Annotated in this window: 13 protein-coding genes and 1 tRNA gene; 7 read left to right on the forward strand and 7 right to left on the reverse strand. The window is 54.2% G+C overall.

Annotation, left to right across the window (positions count from 1 at the left end; translation table 11 throughout):
- Positions 1–6 precede the first annotated feature (6 nt).
- Positions 7–306 (reverse strand): ferrous iron transporter A, encoded by a 300-nt coding sequence (feoA, locus tag ZBT109_RS02045; protein ID WP_051523679.1) that lies wholly within the window; start codon positions 304–306, stop codon positions 7–9.
- 537 nt (positions 307–843) lie between these two features.
- Between feoA and ZBT109_RS02050 the strand changes: the two genes are divergently transcribed.
- Entirely contained in the window at positions 844–1,638 is a 795-nt protein-coding gene (locus ZBT109_RS02050; RefSeq protein WP_197714360.1) for an alpha/beta hydrolase, read from the forward strand.
- Positions 1,639–1,882: 244 nt separating this feature from the next.
- On the opposite strand, the gene ZBT109_RS02055 is transcribed toward ZBT109_RS02050, so the two are convergent.
- Positions 1,883–1,959, reverse strand: a tRNA-Met gene (locus ZBT109_RS02055).
- Between the two features lie 209 nt (positions 1,960–2,168).
- Between ZBT109_RS02055 and minC the strand changes: the two genes are divergently transcribed.
- The 3 genes from minC (at position 2,169) to minE (ending at position 4,128) form a co-directional block, all read left to right on the forward strand.
- Complete coding sequence (gene minC, locus ZBT109_RS02060; RefSeq protein WP_027704612.1) at positions 2,169–2,903, forward strand: septum site-determining protein MinC; 735 nt, start codon at positions 2,169–2,171, stop codon at positions 2,901–2,903.
- Positions 2,904–3,055: 152 nt separating this feature from the next.
- Positions 3,056–3,874 carry a septum site-determining protein MinD gene (gene minD, locus ZBT109_RS02065; protein ID WP_027704613.1) on the forward strand — a complete coding sequence of 273 codons (819 nt, stop codon included), beginning with the start codon at positions 3,056–3,058 and terminating at the stop codon, positions 3,872–3,874.
- Positions 3,871–4,128, forward strand: a complete 258-nt coding sequence (minE, locus tag ZBT109_RS02070) for a cell division topological specificity factor MinE (protein ID WP_027704614.1) — start codon at positions 3,871–3,873, stop codon at positions 4,126–4,128. Before minD ends, minE begins: the two co-directional genes overlap by 4 nt.
- 179 nt (positions 4,129–4,307) lie before the next feature.
- Here the strand turns inward: minE and ZBT109_RS02075 are convergent, their stop codons facing one another.
- The 3 genes from ZBT109_RS02075 to ZBT109_RS02085 are packed head-to-tail and all read right to left on the reverse strand — an operon-like array spanning position 4,308 to position 9,290.
- The gene (locus ZBT109_RS02075) at positions 4,308–5,180 is read right to left on the reverse strand and encodes a tetratricopeptide repeat protein (protein WP_120185317.1); all 873 of its coding nucleotides are present in this window, start codon (positions 5,178–5,180) and stop codon (positions 4,308–4,310) included.
- Complete coding sequence (locus ZBT109_RS02080; protein WP_145984466.1) at positions 5,137–8,433, reverse strand: T6SS effector BTH_I2691 family protein; 3,297 nt, start codon at positions 8,431–8,433, stop codon at positions 5,137–5,139. The genes ZBT109_RS02075 and ZBT109_RS02080 overlap by 44 nt, the downstream gene beginning before the upstream one ends.
- Positions 8,430–9,290: a DUF4123 domain-containing protein gene (locus ZBT109_RS02085; RefSeq protein ID WP_027704617.1), complete on the reverse strand. Its 861-nt coding sequence runs from the start codon at positions 9,288–9,290 to the stop codon at positions 8,430–8,432. Before ZBT109_RS02085 ends, ZBT109_RS02080 begins: the two co-directional genes overlap by 4 nt.
- 237 nt (positions 9,291–9,527) lie before the next feature.
- Between ZBT109_RS02085 and sbcB the strand changes: the two genes are divergently transcribed.
- The gene (sbcB, locus tag ZBT109_RS02090) at positions 9,528–10,988 is read left to right on the forward strand and encodes an exodeoxyribonuclease I (RefSeq protein ID WP_027704618.1); all 1,461 of its coding nucleotides are present in this window, start codon (positions 9,528–9,530) and stop codon (positions 10,986–10,988) included.
- A 117-nt stretch (positions 10,989–11,105) separates the two neighbouring features.
- Here the strand turns inward: sbcB and ZBT109_RS02095 are convergent, their stop codons facing one another.
- Positions 11,106–14,009 carry an insulinase family protein gene (locus ZBT109_RS02095; RefSeq protein WP_051523680.1) on the reverse strand — a complete coding sequence of 968 codons (2,904 nt, stop codon included), beginning with the start codon at positions 14,007–14,009 and terminating at the stop codon, positions 11,106–11,108.
- Between the two features lie 56 nt (positions 14,010–14,065).
- Entirely contained in the window at positions 14,066–14,812 is a 747-nt protein-coding gene (locus tag ZBT109_RS02100) for an SOS response-associated peptidase (protein WP_027704619.1), read from the reverse strand.
- A gap of 205 nt (positions 14,813–15,017) precedes the next feature.
- On the opposite strand from ZBT109_RS02100, the gene ZBT109_RS02105 reads away from it, so the two are divergent.
- Together ZBT109_RS02105 and ZBT109_RS02110 are read left to right on the forward strand one after the other, a co-directional pair.
- On the forward strand, positions 15,018–15,647 hold the full coding sequence (locus ZBT109_RS02105; protein ID WP_027704620.1) for a TetR/AcrR family transcriptional regulator: 630 nt from the start codon (positions 15,018–15,020) through the stop codon (positions 15,645–15,647).
- An 81-nt stretch (positions 15,648–15,728) separates the two neighbouring features.
- On the forward strand, positions 15,729–17,597 hold the full coding sequence (locus ZBT109_RS02110) for an MFS transporter (protein ID WP_038277698.1): 1,869 nt from the start codon (positions 15,729–15,731) through the stop codon (positions 17,595–17,597).
- Positions 17,598–17,736: the final 139 nt, after the last annotated feature.

Below are 17,736 nucleotides of genomic sequence, written 5' to 3' on the forward strand. Positions count from 1 at the left end.
ATAGGGTCAGGTCAGTTGGGTGCTGTTGGACAAAGCGTGCGAGGGAGTGGCGGCTTCGCGGGTGGCCGCGTGTGCGTCATGTTCACGAAAGAGCAGCAGTTGAAGATCTTTGCGACGTAGCGCTAGACGCGACCGACGCGTTTCGATTTCGACCGGATCGCCTAGCGGAGCTGTGCGGATGACGCGGAAAGTTGCGCCCGGCAGCAGCCCCATTGCCAGCAGTCGCTGTCGGAAAGCGGGGTGGATGTCAGCATGGAAGCCGGTGACCTGATAGGCATGTGCTGCACGAGATGATGCCATCTGCATGAGAGCCTCCTGAAAAGAAAGAACCGCCCACGCCGGAGTGGCATGAGCAGATAACGCAGGCATGCGAAAGAGTTACGCCAGCCTGCGCCGCGTTATCTCTCGTATGATGAAGCTAACGAGAATTATTATCTTCTGCAATTGGCAATATTGTCTCAGGCTATGATGAGAAGGGGAAGATAAGTGTATGGCCGAGAGGCTGTAATGCGACAAAAGAGAACGCGGGGATACTGTCGCGTCCCCCCTGTGACGCCGGCTATTTTCACTGTTAATACCCTGTCGTAGTGGTGTCATAGATGTGGCAAAGCGTGTGTTTTCCAAAATGGGTGTTATGGAAGCACAAGCCGAGGAGTATGACGGTGGCACCAGAATCAGTTCGACAGACTGTCGGGAAAGCGTCAGGGCTGTTTGATATGACAGACGACGGGGTAGTTCTGGGTATGCTGTTCATCCGGCGAAAGTCATCAGTGCACGCCTGAATCATGACGGCGCTCGCTGGTAGCGCATCACATCATTTTATCCTCAGTGAGGAAGGCCCAAGTGCAGAGAAGATACCGCTGTCTCCAATGGCTCGGCATATCACTGATGCTGTGGGTATCCACGGCAGTGGCGTCTTCGCGTGTAGAAACGCTGGTGCTCTCCGATGGGCAATTGCTGCGCATGGTTTATAGCGCGCCTGAGCATCCCACTGCCATTCTATTGATGCTGCCCGGTGGCTCTGGGCGTGTCGGTCTTGATAAGGCGGGGCAGCCACGGCATGCACGCGACTTTACGGTAAGAACACGCGCAGACTGGCTGGCGCACGGCTATGCGGTGGCCTTGCCGGATAGCCCTGACCATTGCAACCTGCGGGGGCAGCGCCATACGCAGGCCTATGCTGAGGACGTTTCGCGCATAATTGGCAGCCTTCGGCAGCAGTCCTCGCTACCGATCTTTCTGATCGGCACCAGCCAAGGCAGCATTGCCGCACTGAATGTCGCCGCACATATCCCCGATATAAAAGGCATCGTACTGGCCGAATCGGTAACTGTGAAAGGACGTAGCGGTGAAACGGTCTTTGACGCATCACCCTCTACGGTAAGCGTGCCCGTGCTGATTGTGGCCAATCGGCAGGACCGCTGTTGGGTCGCCCCGCCTGACCATGCTTCCCGCCTAGCCGCGGCCCTGACCGCCAGTCCTAATGTTCAGGTCATGCAGGTTGATGGCGGAACACAGAAATCCTCGCGGGCATGCGGAGCGCTGAGTCCACACGGATATTACGGCATTGAGCGCACGGTCATGGATGAAATTGACCATTGGTTGACTCAGCAGCTGATGGTCGAGGCACATTCCTGACATCTGCTGTACTGGAAACAGCCGTGCATAGCCGCGCGGTAAAAGCGCTTTGCGAGCGGAAGCGGTAGGTTATGCTAAGGAAAGAGTATCTGTCGGGTATCCCGACGGTGAGGCATAGGATATGGCGTTGCCGTGTCGTGCAAGAAAAAGCGTAGAGCATGATGATGGGCAGAAATGAAAAAAGGGAAGTGCTCGAAAGCACTTCCCTTCTTCTGGAAGACCGCCTAAGCCATCTTCCTGTATTTGGTAGCGGGGGCTGGATTTGAACCAACGACCTTCGGGTTATGAGCCCGACGAGCTACCAGACTGCTCCACCCCGCATCAACGTGAGACACACTCTACGCCTTTTTGAGAAATTGTCAACGCGCGGCGCGTTTATTTGCAAAATTATGCTACCGTTACAGTGATAGGGATAGTTTCTCTAATTATGGACAGTAATTGCACCAAGGCAGCGGCGGACATGGGTAGAATGGTTCATGGACGCGCGCACCGGGTGCGCAGCAGCTCATGATCAGGACGTGGAGCAGGGAATGATCAAGATGGAAACGGTAGACGCTGCCTTCAGCTTCAAGGGCGGCATGTTGCCCATGACCGTGTTGGAACTGGCCAGTGCGGATCTGGATCAGATCAAATCCCAGTTGGCCGGGAAGGTGTCTCAGTCTCCCGCCTTCTTTCAGAACACCCCGGTAGTGATCAGCGTGGAGCATGTGCGCAGCAACGACCCGCTGCCATTAGAAGGACTGTGCGCGCTGTGCAGAGAGTACAAGCTGCTGCCTATGGCATTCCGTGGTGGTAACGATCAGGTCAAACAGGCCGTGTGGGCAATGGGCATGGCGTGGTTCCCGCCGCAGCCTGCCCGGCCACAGCCGGTCGAAACGCAGACGGCTCCGGAGCCTCAGCCGGAAGCCCGCCCAGTACCTGAAGAGGTCGAGCTTTCCAATGGACGCATCTTCCGTGGTACGGTGCGTTCAGGACAGCAGGTCAGCGCACCGCTGGGTGATCTCGTCGTCGTTGGCGCGGTCAATGCGGGAGCCGAAGTGCTGGCCGCAGGCAGCATCCATGTGTACGGTCCACTACGTGGCCGTGCGCTGGCCGGTATCCATGGGCACAACAACGTGGGTATCTTCTGCCACGAACTGCACGCCGAGCTGATCTCCATCGCGGGAAATTACAAGCGGCTCGAAGACATTCCACCCGGACTCATCAATCAGCATGTTCAGGTGAAACTGTCGGACGACCAGCTGGAAATTTCGCCGCTGTCCTGATCGACATGGCAGCGATTCATCATGAGAGGGATGCTGGCCGTAATTTGCTGTCAAAGAGATGAACATCCACGGATGACCATACGTTTATTAGGCAGCATCCTTCCGTTATGTGTTAATGAAATGAACAAGCGTTCTTTTACGGGAAACAGACCTTGGCCAAGATAATCGTAGTAACTTCAGGAAAAGGTGGCGTTGGCAAGACCACCAGCGCTGCCGCGATCGCCACGGGACTGGCGCTCAAAGGTAACCGTACTGTCGTCATCGACTTCGATGTGGGCTTGCGTAACCTTGACTTGATCATGGGGTGCGAACGTCGCGTTGTGTATGATCTGATCAACGTGATTCAGGGTGAAGCCAAGCTTCAGCAGGCCCTAATTCGCGACAAACGTGTTGAAGGCTTGTACATCCTGCCGGCATCACAGACGCGTGATAAGGATGCACTGACCGATGACGGCGTCGAAAAGGTGCTCGAAGAACTGGGCGGTGAATTCGACTTCATCGTCTGCGATTCTCCGGCCGGCATTGAGCGCGGGGCACAGCTGGCGATGTACTTCGCGGATGAAGCGATCGTCGTCACCAACCCTGAAGTCTCTTCTGTCCGCGACTCCGACCGCATCCTGGGGTTGCTGGGAGCCAAGACGCGCCGTGCAGAACAGGGCGACGAACCGGTCAAGGAGCACCTGCTGATCACGCGCTACTCACCGAGCCGTGTTAACACGGGCGATATGCTCAACCTCGAAGACATTCAGGATATCCTCAAGATTGACCTGATGGGGCTGATTCCCGAGTCGGAGGCCGTACTGCGTGCTTCCAACCAAGGGATTCCGGTAACCCACGATCTGCAGAGCGATGCAGGCCAAGCTTACATGGATACCGTTGAACGCCTGCTGGGCAACGACGTACCGCTTCGTTTCCATGAAGTGCAGCGTAAAGGCTTCCTGAGTCGTGTCTTCGGGGGAGGTCGCCGGTGAAGTTACTCGATTTCCTGCGAGGCGAGCGCAAGAAGACGGCATCCGTTGCCAAGGAGCGCCTTCAGATCATCGTGGCCCATCAACGCGGTCAGCGTGGCCAGCCGGATTATATGCCGATGCTGGAACGCGAACTGTTGGAAGTGATTCGTCGCTATGTCGAAGTCGATCAGGATGCCATCAACATCACGCTTGATCGCGATGCGGACTGTTCCGTGCTTGAACTGAACGTCACGCTGCCCAATAAAGACGATTAAGAGAAAGGGCTGAACGCGCAAGCGCATGCCGCAATGCTTGCCGAACAGCTTCTACAAAAGACCCCGACGCCTGCCATCTGGTTGGTTCGGGGTCTTTTGTATGATGCAAAATGTGATACCAGATGCTAGGGAGCACACATTATGCAAAGTCCTTATAGGCGACATCGGTTTTATCAAATTCATCGATGACGGTAGCTGCCATCAGGCTGATGCTCAAGCCCTAAGGCTGGGAACGTATAGGAATGGTTTTGCTCTTGCCACTCTTGTGATAGACGCAATCCTTCTGCACGTTCTGCCTCGGTCATACGCGGTGCAATGCGGGCTTTTTCATCAATACCCGCAGTGCCTTCAAGGTCGTAGCACATGTAGGCCTTAACAAGGTCGATGGGAGTGCCGCGGCCTTGCTCATATAACTGTGCGAGCATATCCCAGTCATTGAAGCGACTTTTTTGCGTGCTTAGCGCCTTTATTACCCATTGAAAACCTTTGGTATCATCCCGCATTGTTCCTTCGCCAGAAAAATAGCTTCGTGCTACATAGATCATTGCATCCGCGTCGCCTTGTTGAGCTGCCTTTTCTTGCCAGAAATGATATTTTTCAGCACTTTTATCAACGCCTTTCCCAAAAAGATACAATGTCGATAATTTTTTTTGAGCAGGCGTGTAATTGTCATTTGCTGAAGCTACAAGATAATTAAAGGCTTCCTTTTTTGATACGTTTTTTGAATCTATTTGTTGCATGATTAAATATAGGCTATATTGCGCGTCTGCTATATTATTGTCCGCAAGTTTTTTTAATTTTATTATCGTCTCTTCTTTATCTGTGGGGCTTTTTAAATCATGTAGCAGCTGCAAGTATATATAATGAGGGTCGTTGACTAAAATTCCCGCAGAAATATTATCCGCTGTTTCATTGAAAAAAGCATCTGTTTTCTGTTCTTCGGTAGCATAGAGTATCTGAGCTTGGGAAATGCTGCTAATAAAAACTATATAAATTGAAAGTGCTACCTTAGCGGGTAGCATTGATAATATAATTGTCTTTTGCAATGACATAATGAATGTCCTTTGTATCCGCAATAGATAAAGTAATAGGATATGAATTATACAGCTTGACGGTATACTCTTTTTCTATTATGAGCTCATGTTCTGTAGTCTTATAATTTAATGGTTCTTTATTCATTATGTTGATATCAATAGTTTGGTGTTTCTCAACCGAGTTCCCTATTTTTATATAACTGTCTTCTGACTTTAAATTGTCATCAGATGCTCTTTTTTCGGCAATATTATGAGATGCTAAGCTTAATTGTATTATACAGTCCAACTCAATAGGGATGGTTATTTTTATAGTGACAGAGGTTGTGTGATCATCTGTTAGCGTATTATAGACAGTGCCTGCTACGCCAAGTGAATTGATGGCGGCTTTCTTGATATTTTGCCCGCTAAATATTCCCTGATAGTCAATTTCTAGCTTGATTCCTTGCACTAGCAAGCTTAGGGCTAACATCTCGTCATTCAGAGCATTCTTGTGATATGAAAGCTGTGCGCTGTCAGGTGCATGTTCGGCGGGTGGTTGACCGCCAAAGTGCTCGGCATTGTAGTATTTTCCGGGAAGTCCGAAGACACTTCTGTGAAACCACATGCGTTGCTCAAGTGTCAGCGCTTGAATGCCCCACCATGCAGCAAATGCACCTAATAACATAAGCAGTATACCCACTATCTGTCCGATTCCAAACGGTAGCGGAATATACGTAAATACTATACCAATGGCAGTTAATCCTGCTGATGCGTAGGCTGATGCAACAACTCTTCCAGATTCACCATTGCGTTGCGCTTGAATGGCTTGATCGAGGTCATAAAGAGCGCCGATAATGCCAAAAATATTGATGCCATGGCCAATACTTTTTAGCCAAGCCGTCTCGCTCCACAGGACAAGTTTCCCTACTCTTTCCTCTTCGGGAATAGCGTTTGCAATTGCATCTCGCCATGTCGCTCCGCTTTTGATAACCCCAAGAAAACTGCTGCTGAGGGATACCCAATCTTTTGCTGTTTTATCTTTTTTAATTAGTGCCTCTCCGAAGGCATAGAATGCGAATAGCATGCCGACAGACGCACTCGCTGCTGAATAATTGGATTCAGCTCGCAAAATATTCACCATGCCTTTTTTAAGGCGTGCGAAGCGCATTGAATTAATAGTCGTTTTTTCGCTAGTTCCTTCTACATTCACGCTATAAACGCCTGTTTTGGGATCCTGATAGGCATCATAGGTCGTGCCGGAACGGAGGGATTCTTTTTTATCTTGCTCTGTCACCAGCAATGTCAGCGTTAGTTTTTCTTCATTAGGCGGTGCTGCAATATGATTGCACGGCTTATTGCTAATGCGTGTAATTCTGCCTTCGTTGTCTTTATTGACAGTCACTTCTTTCATTTTGGGTAAAAGTGCTTCCGGGTTTGCATGAACCTCGTCGGGAAGCGCCAGCAGTAAATTGATACCTTCACTGCGAGGCATCGTGACCTTGATGGCAACATAAAGCGGCTCATTGGCGTCCAAGCGCAATATGTTGGCTGTGCGTACACTGGCATAGCGCCATACATGGGGCTTCTGTCCGGAGGCATCAAATGCGCCTGGGCCCATTTGTATCAGTGCTGTACTAGCTTGTTTGCTGAGCTTTTTAATGAGGCCGTCAATGAAGCTTTTTGCCTCTTTGAGGACTTTTTGAATGTTCTTGGACTTAACAAGTTGATCAATGAAATCGTTTTCTGTTGCGGTAAATTCTTTGATCAGCTTTTCGGCAAGAGCATCATCTTGTAGACCTAGCGTCTTGACAATAATGCCTACAGAATCAGCAGGTAGCAGCTGCTTGTCCCACAGTTCTTTGCTGGCAGGCGTCATAACGTTGCCTTGTATGCAGCGTAAGAGAATAGACATGAATGATGCAGCGAGGAGGGGATAATCGCTCAACCATGAAAAGGCGCTCATGATTTCTTTAAGAGCCGCCGTGGAAAACGATGAATAGTCCCTATCGTTCGCTAGTAGGTCATTATCACGGGTGGCTACTGCGGTTTCGTAGTAACGTTTGAATTCTTTAAATGCCTTTATATTGATGTACTCAGAAGCATTTTCATAAATATTGGCTTGATTTTCTTCGACTTCCTTATGAACAGTGTCTGCATGTTGCTCGGGTGTTTGTAGATAATCTTGCTCATCCATGATGAGAGCGCCATTCATCGCCATGGCGTTGACTATTGGCTGCGCTAATTCATGGCGACCTGCTGGAGTCTTATAGCGTTCGTTATAACTATCGATTTCTTGCTGGCCTTTCTGTACCTCGTTGTCATTCAGAATATTCAGCAAACAGTAGCACTGCAGTTGGCGACGACGTTCATAGTCTTTTGCATTCAATGGCCGTAATTCGCTGTCGGGATTGCCAATGGCGCTTTGCAAGATACGTTCGGGACGATGGCGATCATGGTTTAGAGTTTCGATGATCGCAATGTCATCGCGTAACGCCATGACTAGCCCTTGCTGATTATTTGCCTGGCCATATTGGGTGAAGAATTCTGTAATGTTTTTCTGAAGCTCGAGCCCCTTGCCCAATAAGGGGTCTGGTTGGAATGGATGACAATCATACGTCGTACCTTGAGTAGAGTTGGCTTCTGCCAGATATGGACTAGCCTGGCTTACTTTGAAGGCACCTTCCTGTATGAACTGCCCGTTGGACCATGCCTGCGCATCAAAGGGCTGCATATTGGCTGATCGCCATGCGCTTTGTTTGACCAGCGTCTGAAGTGTTTTGGTCGGAATGGGTAACTCGCTGTACGTCATCCATAAGCGGCTACAGCCTTTGAGTGGCCAACGAATCATTGAGGCAAGTAAATGATGGCTCTTATCGTTACACGTTAGCAGCGTGTTCTTGTTTTCATCGCTGCGAATATTGCTGACAAGGCAAGGCAGTCCGTTTTCGTTGGTATCACTTAATGCGTAGTGGAAAAATTTGGCATCAGGCGTGATAAACCAGCCTGCGCAGCGGTCATGCGCTTCATCATAAAGATAGAGGTAGCCTGTGCGCATTAGGCGCAGCGTGTAATGATGCTGTTCGAATGCAGTGTTTGCGAGTGCTGGCGGTGGTGATAGCTGGGAAAGATGGGACTCGTGGGTGGCTGTAACTGCATAGCGTACAGGCAGAATGGGTAGCCCTCGCGTTTGACAGAATTCGCAGCCATTCTTGGGCTTGTGGGCATGGGATACATTCTGTGAGCACGCGCAGAGCCGTGAAAGGTTAATCGTGTTATCTGGTGTCGTTGTCATGCGGGGCAAGGCTCCCGAGGTGTCCACTGTTCTATAAGGGCCCATTCTTTAGCGGTCATGGCATTGAGCATGGCAGTAAGCGGGTGACCTTCGGTTCGATGGCGCATCATCAACTGGTGAAATTTTGGCGTTGCATCAAAGCGCCAGCGCAGCTGTGTGCCGATGAGTGTGAAGGTGATTCGGTCGGTGCTGTCATCCAATCCTTGTTGGTTCGCTATGGCTAACCAAGCCTCAATGATGTGGTAATGGTCGTCGGGCAAACGCACTGGGGCGATATAATCCATCCAAGCGCGGCGAACATGTTCGACCTCGTCTGTATAGCCAATAGCCTGCCATTGATGCTGGTCAATGCAGCGAAGAGGCTGTCGCGTTGAAGGGCATACCAACGTGTGTGGTGTGTAATGGGCATCTAACAGTGTCCAATGTGTCACGGGGCCCATCAATGTGCGGCGCTGGCCGTCATCCAGAATATGCTCGAGTTGATCCAGTACACGGGGATCAAAATAACGCAACAGCATGCGGCGCCGGTCCGCTGTATGTTGCACTAGTTGGCTTTCTAGGTGAGTTACCAGCGTTAGCGGAGAGGCCGTTGTGACAAGCCAGCCGCAGAAGGTTTCGCGGGGCCAGCGTTTGGTCTTCAGCCATTCTGTCGCCTGTTCTTTGATGTCGGGGCGCTGGTGCAGATCAATAAGACGCAGCGCCCAGTGTGCTGGCTGCTTAAGGTGGGGCTGGTGAATGACGTATAACCCTTTGTCAGGCGTTACGTCGCTTGCACTCGTTAGGTGTTGAGGGTCTTGATGGCGTGGGTTAAGCAGTAGGTAACGAGGCGGCGGTGCCGATGATGCGTCAGCGATCATGACGAGGTCCTTCTGCCAACATTGGATGGAAAATGCTAGCGCACATAGGTAGATATGCCGACTCGTTATAGTGTCGCAGCATAATCGGGAGCGTTATCTGTTGCTTCCTAAAAGAAACTTCCTTGCGTGCACCTCTGCACGATGGGGGGCTTGCAGGTATGATAGGGTGCTCACGCTGCCCGAATCGTCAGCCTTCTTTTTTCCGTTATTTCTGTGTCAGCCAAAAGGTCTCGTTGCATGTCTCATACCTTTCTTTTTCACGACTATGAAACCTTCGGGGCCGACCCTCGTCGTGATCGGCCGTCTCAGTTTGCGGCGATTCGTACCGATGCAGACTTCAACGAAATCGGTGAGCCTGTCGTGCTGTTCTGCAAGGTATCGGATGACTATCTGCCGCATCCGGCCGCCTGCGTGCTGACGCGCATCACGCCTCAGAAGGCCAACCGGCGGGGGCTGCCGGAGATTGAGTTCGCGGAGGCCGTGCATGCCATGATGTGTGAGCCCAACTCCTGTGTGCTGGGCTACAACTCGCTGCGCTTCGACGATGAAGTTACGCGTCATCTGTTCTACCGCAACCTGCTGGATCCCTATGGGCGTGAGTGGCAGAACGGTAACTCTCGCTGGGATCTGATTGACGTCGTGCGTGCGTTCTATGCTCTGCGTCCAGAGGGCATCGAGTGGCCGATGCGCGAGCTGCCAGACGGGCGCAAGGCGCCGAGTTTCAAGCTTGAGCATCTGACGGCAGCTAACGGCATTCCACATGAAGGGGCGCACGATGCGCTGTCCGATGTACGCGCTACGATTGCACTGGCGAAGCTGCTGCGGGCAGCCAATCCGCGGTTGTTCGACTACCTGTTCTCGTTGCGTAGCAAACACAAGGTCAACGAAATGCTGGACGTGGTCGCACGTCGTCCGGTTGTCCATGTGTCGCGCCGTTACCCGGCTGCTCAAGGGTGCAGTGCGCTGGTGGTGCCGTTAGCGCGTCATCCCAGTAATCCCAATGGGATCATTGTCTGTGACCTGTCAGTCGATCCGACGCCGCTGCAGACCCTGACGGCGGAGCAGATTCGCGAGCGCGTGTTTATCAGCAACGATGATCTTCCCGAGGGAGAAACGCGTATCCCGTTGAAGGTCATTCATGCAAACCGTTGTCCTGTCGTGCTGCCGATTAAAGCGCTGGATGTCGCTGCTGCCGAACGTTTGGGGTTGGATAAGACCGCCGCCGAGCAGCACTGGCAGCAGTTGGTGGCGGATCCCACGCTGATGGGCAAGGTCTCAGCGGTGTTCGACAAGGCTCATCCTGATGATGAGTCGCCCGACCCCGATACCATGCTGTATAGCGGCAGCTTCTTCTCGGCATCTGACAAGCGTGAAATGGCGCAGGTGCATCAGCGTGAGTCGGGATGGGATCTGGTGGGTATGGCTCCTGCCTTTCAGGACCTTCGCCTACCGGAGATGCTGTTCCGAGTGCGGGCTCGCAGCTACCCGGATACGTTGGAAACGGCTGAGCGTCAGCAGTGGGAGGCTTTCCGTTGGGAGCGCTTCAACGATGCGCAACACAGTGCACTAACGCTGACCAATTTTGCACGTGAAATTGAACGCTACAATCAGCAGGACCTGACGCCTGAGGTCAGGCAGATTCTGGAAGAAGTGGTGATGCACGTCGAGTCGATCATGCCGTCTCAGGCCTTCGAGTGAGCGGCGCCACCGCGGTATAGCATTCAGGCACGCGCGCAGAGGTGATTCTCTTGCAACGAAGCCCCCGTCATAGGGTTATGACGGGGGCTTCGTGCATTTCTCGGTAGGGAAAACCGCCTATTTTGCACCTAGCGGAAACGGTTTCAGTGCACCGGTGATGTCATCCGTGGTCGCGGGCACATCTTTGTCCGATACGGCATCGAAACGTGGAGCCGTCCGGAAGGTGTGCCATGTGCTCTGGATGTCCTTAACGGTCACTTGCTGCACGGCCTTGATTAGGGTGTCGCGGCGATTGAAATCCGTCCAGCCGTAGAGTACCTGCACCCAGACGCGATCCGTCAGTTCGTTCAGGCTGCTGTCACGCTCCTTAAGGGAGGCGACAAGGGCATCCTTGTAGCGCTGCAGTTGTTTTGGTGTCAGTGTCTTCATCGTGCTGTCGAACTGATTTTCCCATGCGCCGACGCGCTCGAAGAGCACTTGGCTGCTGCGGGTTGGTGACTGCAGCACATACATGATGCCGGGCACCTGAAGGATGCTGTTTTCACGTGCCGTTGCCACATAACCGAGCTGCTCGCGAGTGCGCAGCTGAGTGAAAAACGGCTGGCTCATCAACTGGCCCAGCACCATGTAGCGCGCCGTTTCGGCAGGGCTGTCGCTGCGGGCCTGGGTATAACGGAAAATGGCCGAGTCTTTCTGATCGGTCTGTGGGCGGAAGGCCGGCAGGGTACCTTTCAAGGCCAGCGCCTTCGGTTTGATATCCGGGGTCAACGGAAGCTGAGGTTTCAGCTGCGCGTTGATGACATTGGCCGTCTTGCGTGCGGTAGCTTCATCAAGGTTGCCCACGACGACACCTTGAATATGCAGCTCCTTGAGCCACTGCTGGCGATACTCAATCAGGTCCTGCAGGGTCAGGTCTTTCAGCGCATCCATTTCCTGGGGCGTGGACCAATGCGGTGTGATCAGGCGGCGGTTCGCTTGGCTGATGAGCTGGCGGAACAACGTGCCGTGTTCTTCGTTGCGCAGCATGTCGGTTGTTCGCTGCTTGATGCGGTTGAAGCTGTCAGCCTTTATCTCGCCTGTCTGCAGTTGGCGAAGCAGCGTATCCATAACATCGGGCTGACGGTCACGCCACCCTGCCAGCGAAATGGTGGTGCCGTAGATATGCGCGCTGGCCCCGCTGGTCTGTCCTGCTTCAGCAGCCGGATAGAGCGTTTCTGCCAGGCTGTCGTTGAGCCAGCGTGTCAACAGGATGTTCAGCATGTGATCGCGGGGTGTGCGAGCGCTGAGCGGGTTGATCAGGTTAAGGCGCCATTCCACACTCGGGGTGCCGAAGGCGCTGTCGGGAGCGTACCACAGGTCCATGCCGGGCTGAGTCGTGATTTGGTGTGGCTTCGCCGACGTCAGTGGCAGCACGGTCAGATCTCGGGCAATAAACGGGTTCTGGGTGGGAACGCGTAGTCCCTCAAGAGCCTTGCCGGTAGGCCACTGGACCATACGTTCGGCCGTGTAGGGGACCTTGAAGTCTTGAGTGGTCTTGTCGCCTTTAACATCCGGTGCTGTGTACAGGCGCAGCAGGCGCTGCGGTGTCATGCTGTCGAGTACGTGTTGGATCAAGGCCGGGTCGAAGCGTTCGAGGCGGAAGTTGGCCACGTTCACTTCACTGATCGGTACTTGCTGCATGACCAGTGCGAGCATCGAGGCACGCTCGAATGAGGTGTCGGTCTGCAGGAAGCGGAACTGCTGGCGTAGCAGCAGCGACAGTTCGTCGAAGCGCCATGGTTCGATGCTGTGACGAGCTTGGTCGATGTAGGCAAATACGCTGGCTTGGATGTCGTCGAGGTGATGACGGCCTTCGGGCGTCAGAGAGATGTCGATGGCCATCAGGTCCTGACGACGGTCGGTGTCGACAGTGTCTACGCTCAGGCCCGTCGCCCAGCCTTTTTCACGCAGACGGCTCAGCAGGCTGCCTTCGCTTTCGTTGCCCAGTACAGAGCCGATGATACGTACGGGTTGCTGTTCCATATGCAGCAGATCCGACGGCACTTGGAAGATGAACTGGACTTCAGGGGTTTCCTGCTGGCTGCGGGCGGTGACAGCGAGGGGGAACTGATCGGGGCGTATCAGGTCTGCCGTAATAGGGGCGTCGTCGATTTTGCGATCAGGAACGTCCTTAAAGGAGGCTCGTACCCACTGCTCCAACTGTTCGATCGGCTGCGGCCCCATGACCACCAGCTTCATATTCCGAGCACTGTAATGATGGGTATAGAACGCGAGTAGACGATCACGCAGCGTGCCCGCGGGGCCATCCTTCAGTGTATCTAGACTGCCGACGCTGAAACGGTGGAACGGGTGGGCGGGGTTGGTCACCAGATTGAGGACGTCGTTGATGCGGAACGCGTCATTCTGCATCTGCATCTGGTACTCGGAGTTGACCGCATGGCGTTCACGATCGACGAATTCAGGATTGAACTGGGGAGCGACGAAGAACTGCGCAAAGCGATCCAACGCTTCCTTGTAGTGGTCTGGTGTGATCGAGAAGATGAAGTTCGTATGATCGGAGGCCGTGTAGGCGTTGGTCTGTCCGCTATTGGCCGAAATGAAGTCCATGAACTCGCCCGGCGTTGGATAGCGCTGGGTGCTGATAAACAGCATGTGCTCAAGGAAGTGGGCCAGCCCCGGAACGTCGGCCGGCTCCTGTGCGCTCCCTGCATTGACGTCCATTGCTGCACTGGCCTTATCCGCGCGAGGATCATGGACCAGAAGCACTTGCAGACCATTTGCTAGCGTCACCGTACGGTACTGGGACGGATCGTTGGGACTGCTGATGATGGTCGATGAGGCGGGGTTGCGTGCTGGCAGAGTCAGGTCAATGCCCTGATGGGCCGGCGTCGTCTGTGTCGTAGCTGGCGTGAGTGCCAGTGCCGGGGTGGCCATGGGTACCAGCAGACTACCGATCAGCAGGCCGCTTGCCAGCTGTGGCAGGCGGAGGCGTTGCAGATGAAGCGTTGGGCGTCGTGTCATGTAGGACATCCTATCTGTCTGTGGTGAAGGCGCTTCTATGCGTCTAGGGGGCCGTGTCACTGCTGTGTGTCAGTGTCATCATTGCGAGGAGCGGTGCGCATTGGGCCAACCGGATGGCTTAAGTGCCACTCCTGACAGGACGGCGCGTTGATAGCGCGGCTGACGGGAAAGATGCCCAGCGCATCAAGCGGCGCAGGTGATAGCAGAGCACAGGCTTCTTCTGGTGTCGTCGTAGCAGAAAGCCAAGTCGAAACTGACTCTGGTTCCAGAATAGCAGGAAGACGATCGCTGAACGGTGCAATCAGCGCATTGGATTCGAGGGTAATCAGCGCAAAAGATTCCCGCCCTCGTGGCGATGAAGAAGAATGGGCGGGCATCGTCTTTTGTAAAGGGTCTGGGTAGAACGTGCGGATGCCCGCTAGCAGTAGCGGTCGCCGGTCGACGTGCGTCACCATGAACGGCTGCTTGCCACTGGCCTGCGTCATCCAGATATAGATGCCCGTCACGGGAACGAGGCAGCGGTGATGGCGAGCGTCGCGATACATGGGGCGACTATCCAACGCATCTAATCGAGCGCAGTGCGGGGCCCGATCCAGCTGCTTAAGCCACGGTGGCGTCAGTCCCCAGAAGGCCGAGCGCAGTTCTGGCGCGCCTTCCTCTGTCAGCGCGATGATACTGGTGGGGTGGCGTGGGGAGTGATTGGGGCTGGTCAGCAGTGGCTGGCGAATCGTTGGCGACGGAAGGCCCGTCGGCGTCAAGAGGGCCGCGATATTCATCTCGGCGATATGCAGGCGTCCAGCCATGCAGCAGCTCCTGTACGTAAGTACATGTCGGTGGGCGGTGATAATGCAACTTACTGATGTTACTGATACTATTTTGCTTTAGCCTGGCGAAGTAATGCCAATATTTCCAGTATGTCATGCTTGCATCTGATTGTGGGCACGATATGCTGACAATACCATCGGAAACAGTGTTTGATATCCGAGTCGATCATCGAGGAGCACCATGATGGCGCGTCCACGTCAGCATGCGCCGGAAGCCTTGCATGCCAAGGTTATGGCGGCCTGCAGTGAATGGCTGGTATCCCGGTCGGTTCACCACCTGTCCTTGCGTTCTCTGGCGCGAGATATTGGCTGTGCCCCCAGCACGCTGCTGAAGCTTTATGGTAGCTTCAACAACCTGCTGCAGTATGTGAATATCGAGACCTTGGCCATTCTGCGCTCGACCGTCGATGCGCGTAGCCATGTTCCCGCAGAAGAGCTACTTGGCGCGCTGGCCGCGTCCTACTGGAGCTTTGCCCACGATAATCCTTATCGCTGGGAGCTGCTGTTCGACTATCCTCTGGCACAGGAAGGGGAGCTCGATCAGCGTCAGAATGTCGCGATCGAAGAGTTGTTCGTGGTCGTTCACGCCGCACTGAAAGAAATCTGCCCGTCACTTGACGAAGTGGTGCTCAGCCGAATGGCGCGTACCCTTTGGGGGAGCGTACATGGGCTGGTACAGCTGGGCCTGAACGATCGTTTGGGCCAATGGAACGGCAAGGCCTATCAGGTGCCCGAACTGCTGGATCAGCTACTCGACATGACGCTGGCGGGGTTGAAAGCCAGCTGCCCGTTGCCGGGGGCTTCTGAGTCCTGAGCCCGAAGCGAGCGGCCAGTGGCGTAGCGATGTTCGATGCTTTTCTTCTTTCCTGATCCCTCTCATTGACGGAATGCATGAATGAATTTGATGCAGGACAGGCGCTTTGCGCCGTTCTTCTGGACCCAAGCGCTGGGAGCGTTCAACGATAACGTTTTCAAGCAGATCATCTTACTGCTGCTGACGTTCGAAGCGGCACCGCACATGCATTGGAACAGCTCGTTGCTGAACAGCATCGGTATGATGCTGTTCATGATGCCGACCTTGCTGTTCTCATCCTGGGGTGGCCGTCTGGCCGACACCCGAGACAAGGCCACTTTGATTCGCACACTCAAGACGTTCGAAGTGGCCTGTATGGTGCTGGCGGCACTGGCTATTTGGTACGAAGCTTATGTCGCGATGATGGGCATCCTAGCGCTGATCGGTATTCAGGCGGCGCTGTTCGGCCCCGTCAAGTACGCCATCCTTCCCCAGCATGTACCGCGTGCGCATCTTGTCGGAGCAAATGCTTGGATTGAGATGGGGACCTTCTTGGCTATCCTGCTCGGCACGATACTGGCCGGGGCCATGATTGAGCTACCCGATAGCCACCGCTATAGCATTATCGGTGTCACCCTCATTGCCGTAGCGCTGGCCGGTTGGTGGTCGTCCTGCCGCATTCCTACCGCACCTCCGCAGCAAAGCGCAGGTGGCAGTCAGGCCATCACGCGTAGCGCCCTGAAGCAGTTCTGGACACAGCGTTCCATGCGCTTTGCCATTTTGGGGATCAGCCTGTTTTGGTTTCTCGGCACGTGCTACCTCTCGCAGCTCAATGTGTGGGCCAAGGAGATCGCCGGTGGTAACGCCAGCATGATCAGCGCACTGATGGCTGCGTTTGCCATTGGGGTCGGGCTGGGGGCACTGCTGTACTCCAAGCTGTCGGCCGGGCGTCTGGAGCTGGGGTTGGTGCCGATCGGGGCGCTAGTGATTGCCGTCTGCGGGACGTTGTTCGCCTATTCCGGCCCGACAGGTGGGGCTGTGGAAGAGTTGGGGCTGATGATCCGTCTGCGTGATGGCACGTTGCCACCTATGATGCTGGAGCTGATCGGTGTCGGTATCGGGGGCGGGCTGTACATCATGCCGCTGTATCTGATGCTGCAGATCAAAAGCGATCCCGGTCATCGTGCGCGCATGGTGGCGGTTAACAACATCGTCAACGCCTTGTTCATGCTGGTGGCGTCGCTGTTCGCGATCCTAATCACCAACGTATTGCAGTGGTCACTGCCTGTCTTCTATGCGCTGGTGGCGCTGTGCGCGCTGCTGATCGGCGTGGCGTGCTTCGGTTACAACCCGCGGCCGTGCCTGCGCATTATGATCTTTATGGGCATGCGGCTGTGCTATAAGCTGCGCATCAAGGGGCGTGAGTTCATTCCGGAAGAAGGGGCTGCCGTCGTGGTGTGCAACCACGTCAGTTATACCGATGCCCTTATTCTGGCGGCAGCGAGTCCTCGACCACTGCGCTTCGTAATGTATGCCCCCATCTATGAGATGCCGCTCGTCAACGGTTTCTGCCGCGTCGCGGGCGCTATCCCGATCAATAACGCGCGCAATACGCCGTCTGCGATGCGCCGCACGTTTCATCAGATCAAGAAAGCATTGGATGCTGGCGAAGTAGTGATGATCTTCCCAGAAGGGCAGCTGACGCGTAACGGCGAGATTGGTTCGTTCCAACGTGGCATCGAACGCATCATCCAGGAAACGCCAGTCCCTGTTATTCCTGCTGCGTTATCAGGGCTGTGGGGGGGGTGGGGAACCTACAAGGATACGCCACCGTTCAGTGGTTGGCCGAAGAAGATCCATGCCCGCGTACGCATGATGTTTGGTGAGCCTGTGCCGCCTGAACAGGTGACGCGAGAACTACTCTATCAGCGCGTATGTCAGCTGAAACAGTATCTCGACAGTCTGCACTAGCCGCCGTAAAGGGTGGGTGAGAACCAAAATGCCGATGCCTTAACAGGGCGTCGGCATTTTTATAGGGGGTATGGTTTTTATGCGGCCTGATTATGCTTCTTCAGCGGTTCTATCGCCTTTTTATGCTCGGGCTTGGTCT

The sequence above is a fragment of the Zymobacter palmae genome (genome assembly GCF_003610015.1).
GTDB lineage: Bacteria > Pseudomonadota > Gammaproteobacteria > Pseudomonadales > Halomonadaceae > Zymobacter > Zymobacter palmae.

What these genes read in the sequence shown, in the direction of transcription:
- ZBT109_RS02080 (WP_145984466.1), bottom strand. Translation starts at nt 8,433, where the DNA reads ATGACAACGACACCAGATAACACGATTAACCTTTCACGGCTCTGCGCG.
- ZBT109_RS02100 (WP_027704619.1), bottom strand. Translation starts at nt 14,812, where the DNA reads ATGGCTGGACGCCTGCATATCGCCGAGATGAATATCGCGGCCCTCTTG.
- ZBT109_RS02095 (WP_051523680.1), bottom strand. Translation starts at nt 14,009, where the DNA reads ATGACACGACGCCCAACGCTTCATCTGCAACGCCTCCGCCTGCCACAG.
- ZBT109_RS02105 (WP_027704620.1), top strand. Translation starts at nt 15,018, where the DNA reads ATGGCGCGTCCACGTCAGCATGCGCCGGAAGCCTTGCATGCCAAGGTT.
- ZBT109_RS02075 (WP_120185317.1), bottom strand. Translation starts at nt 5,180, where the DNA reads ATGTCATTGCAAAAGACAATTATATTATCAATGCTACCCGCTAAGGTA.
- ZBT109_RS02085 (WP_027704617.1), bottom strand. Translation starts at nt 9,290, where the DNA reads ATGATCGCTGACGCATCATCGGCACCGCCGCCTCGTTACCTACTGCTT.
- feoA (WP_051523679.1), bottom strand. Translation starts at nt 306, where the DNA reads ATGCAGATGGCATCATCTCGTGCAGCACATGCCTATCAGGTCACCGGC.
- ZBT109_RS02110 (WP_038277698.1), top strand. Translation starts at nt 15,729, where the DNA reads ATGAATTTGATGCAGGACAGGCGCTTTGCGCCGTTCTTCTGGACCCAA.
- sbcB (WP_027704618.1), top strand. Translation starts at nt 9,528, where the DNA reads ATGTCTCATACCTTTCTTTTTCACGACTATGAAACCTTCGGGGCCGAC.
- minC (WP_027704612.1), top strand. Translation starts at nt 2,169, where the DNA reads ATGATCAAGATGGAAACGGTAGACGCTGCCTTCAGCTTCAAGGGCGGC.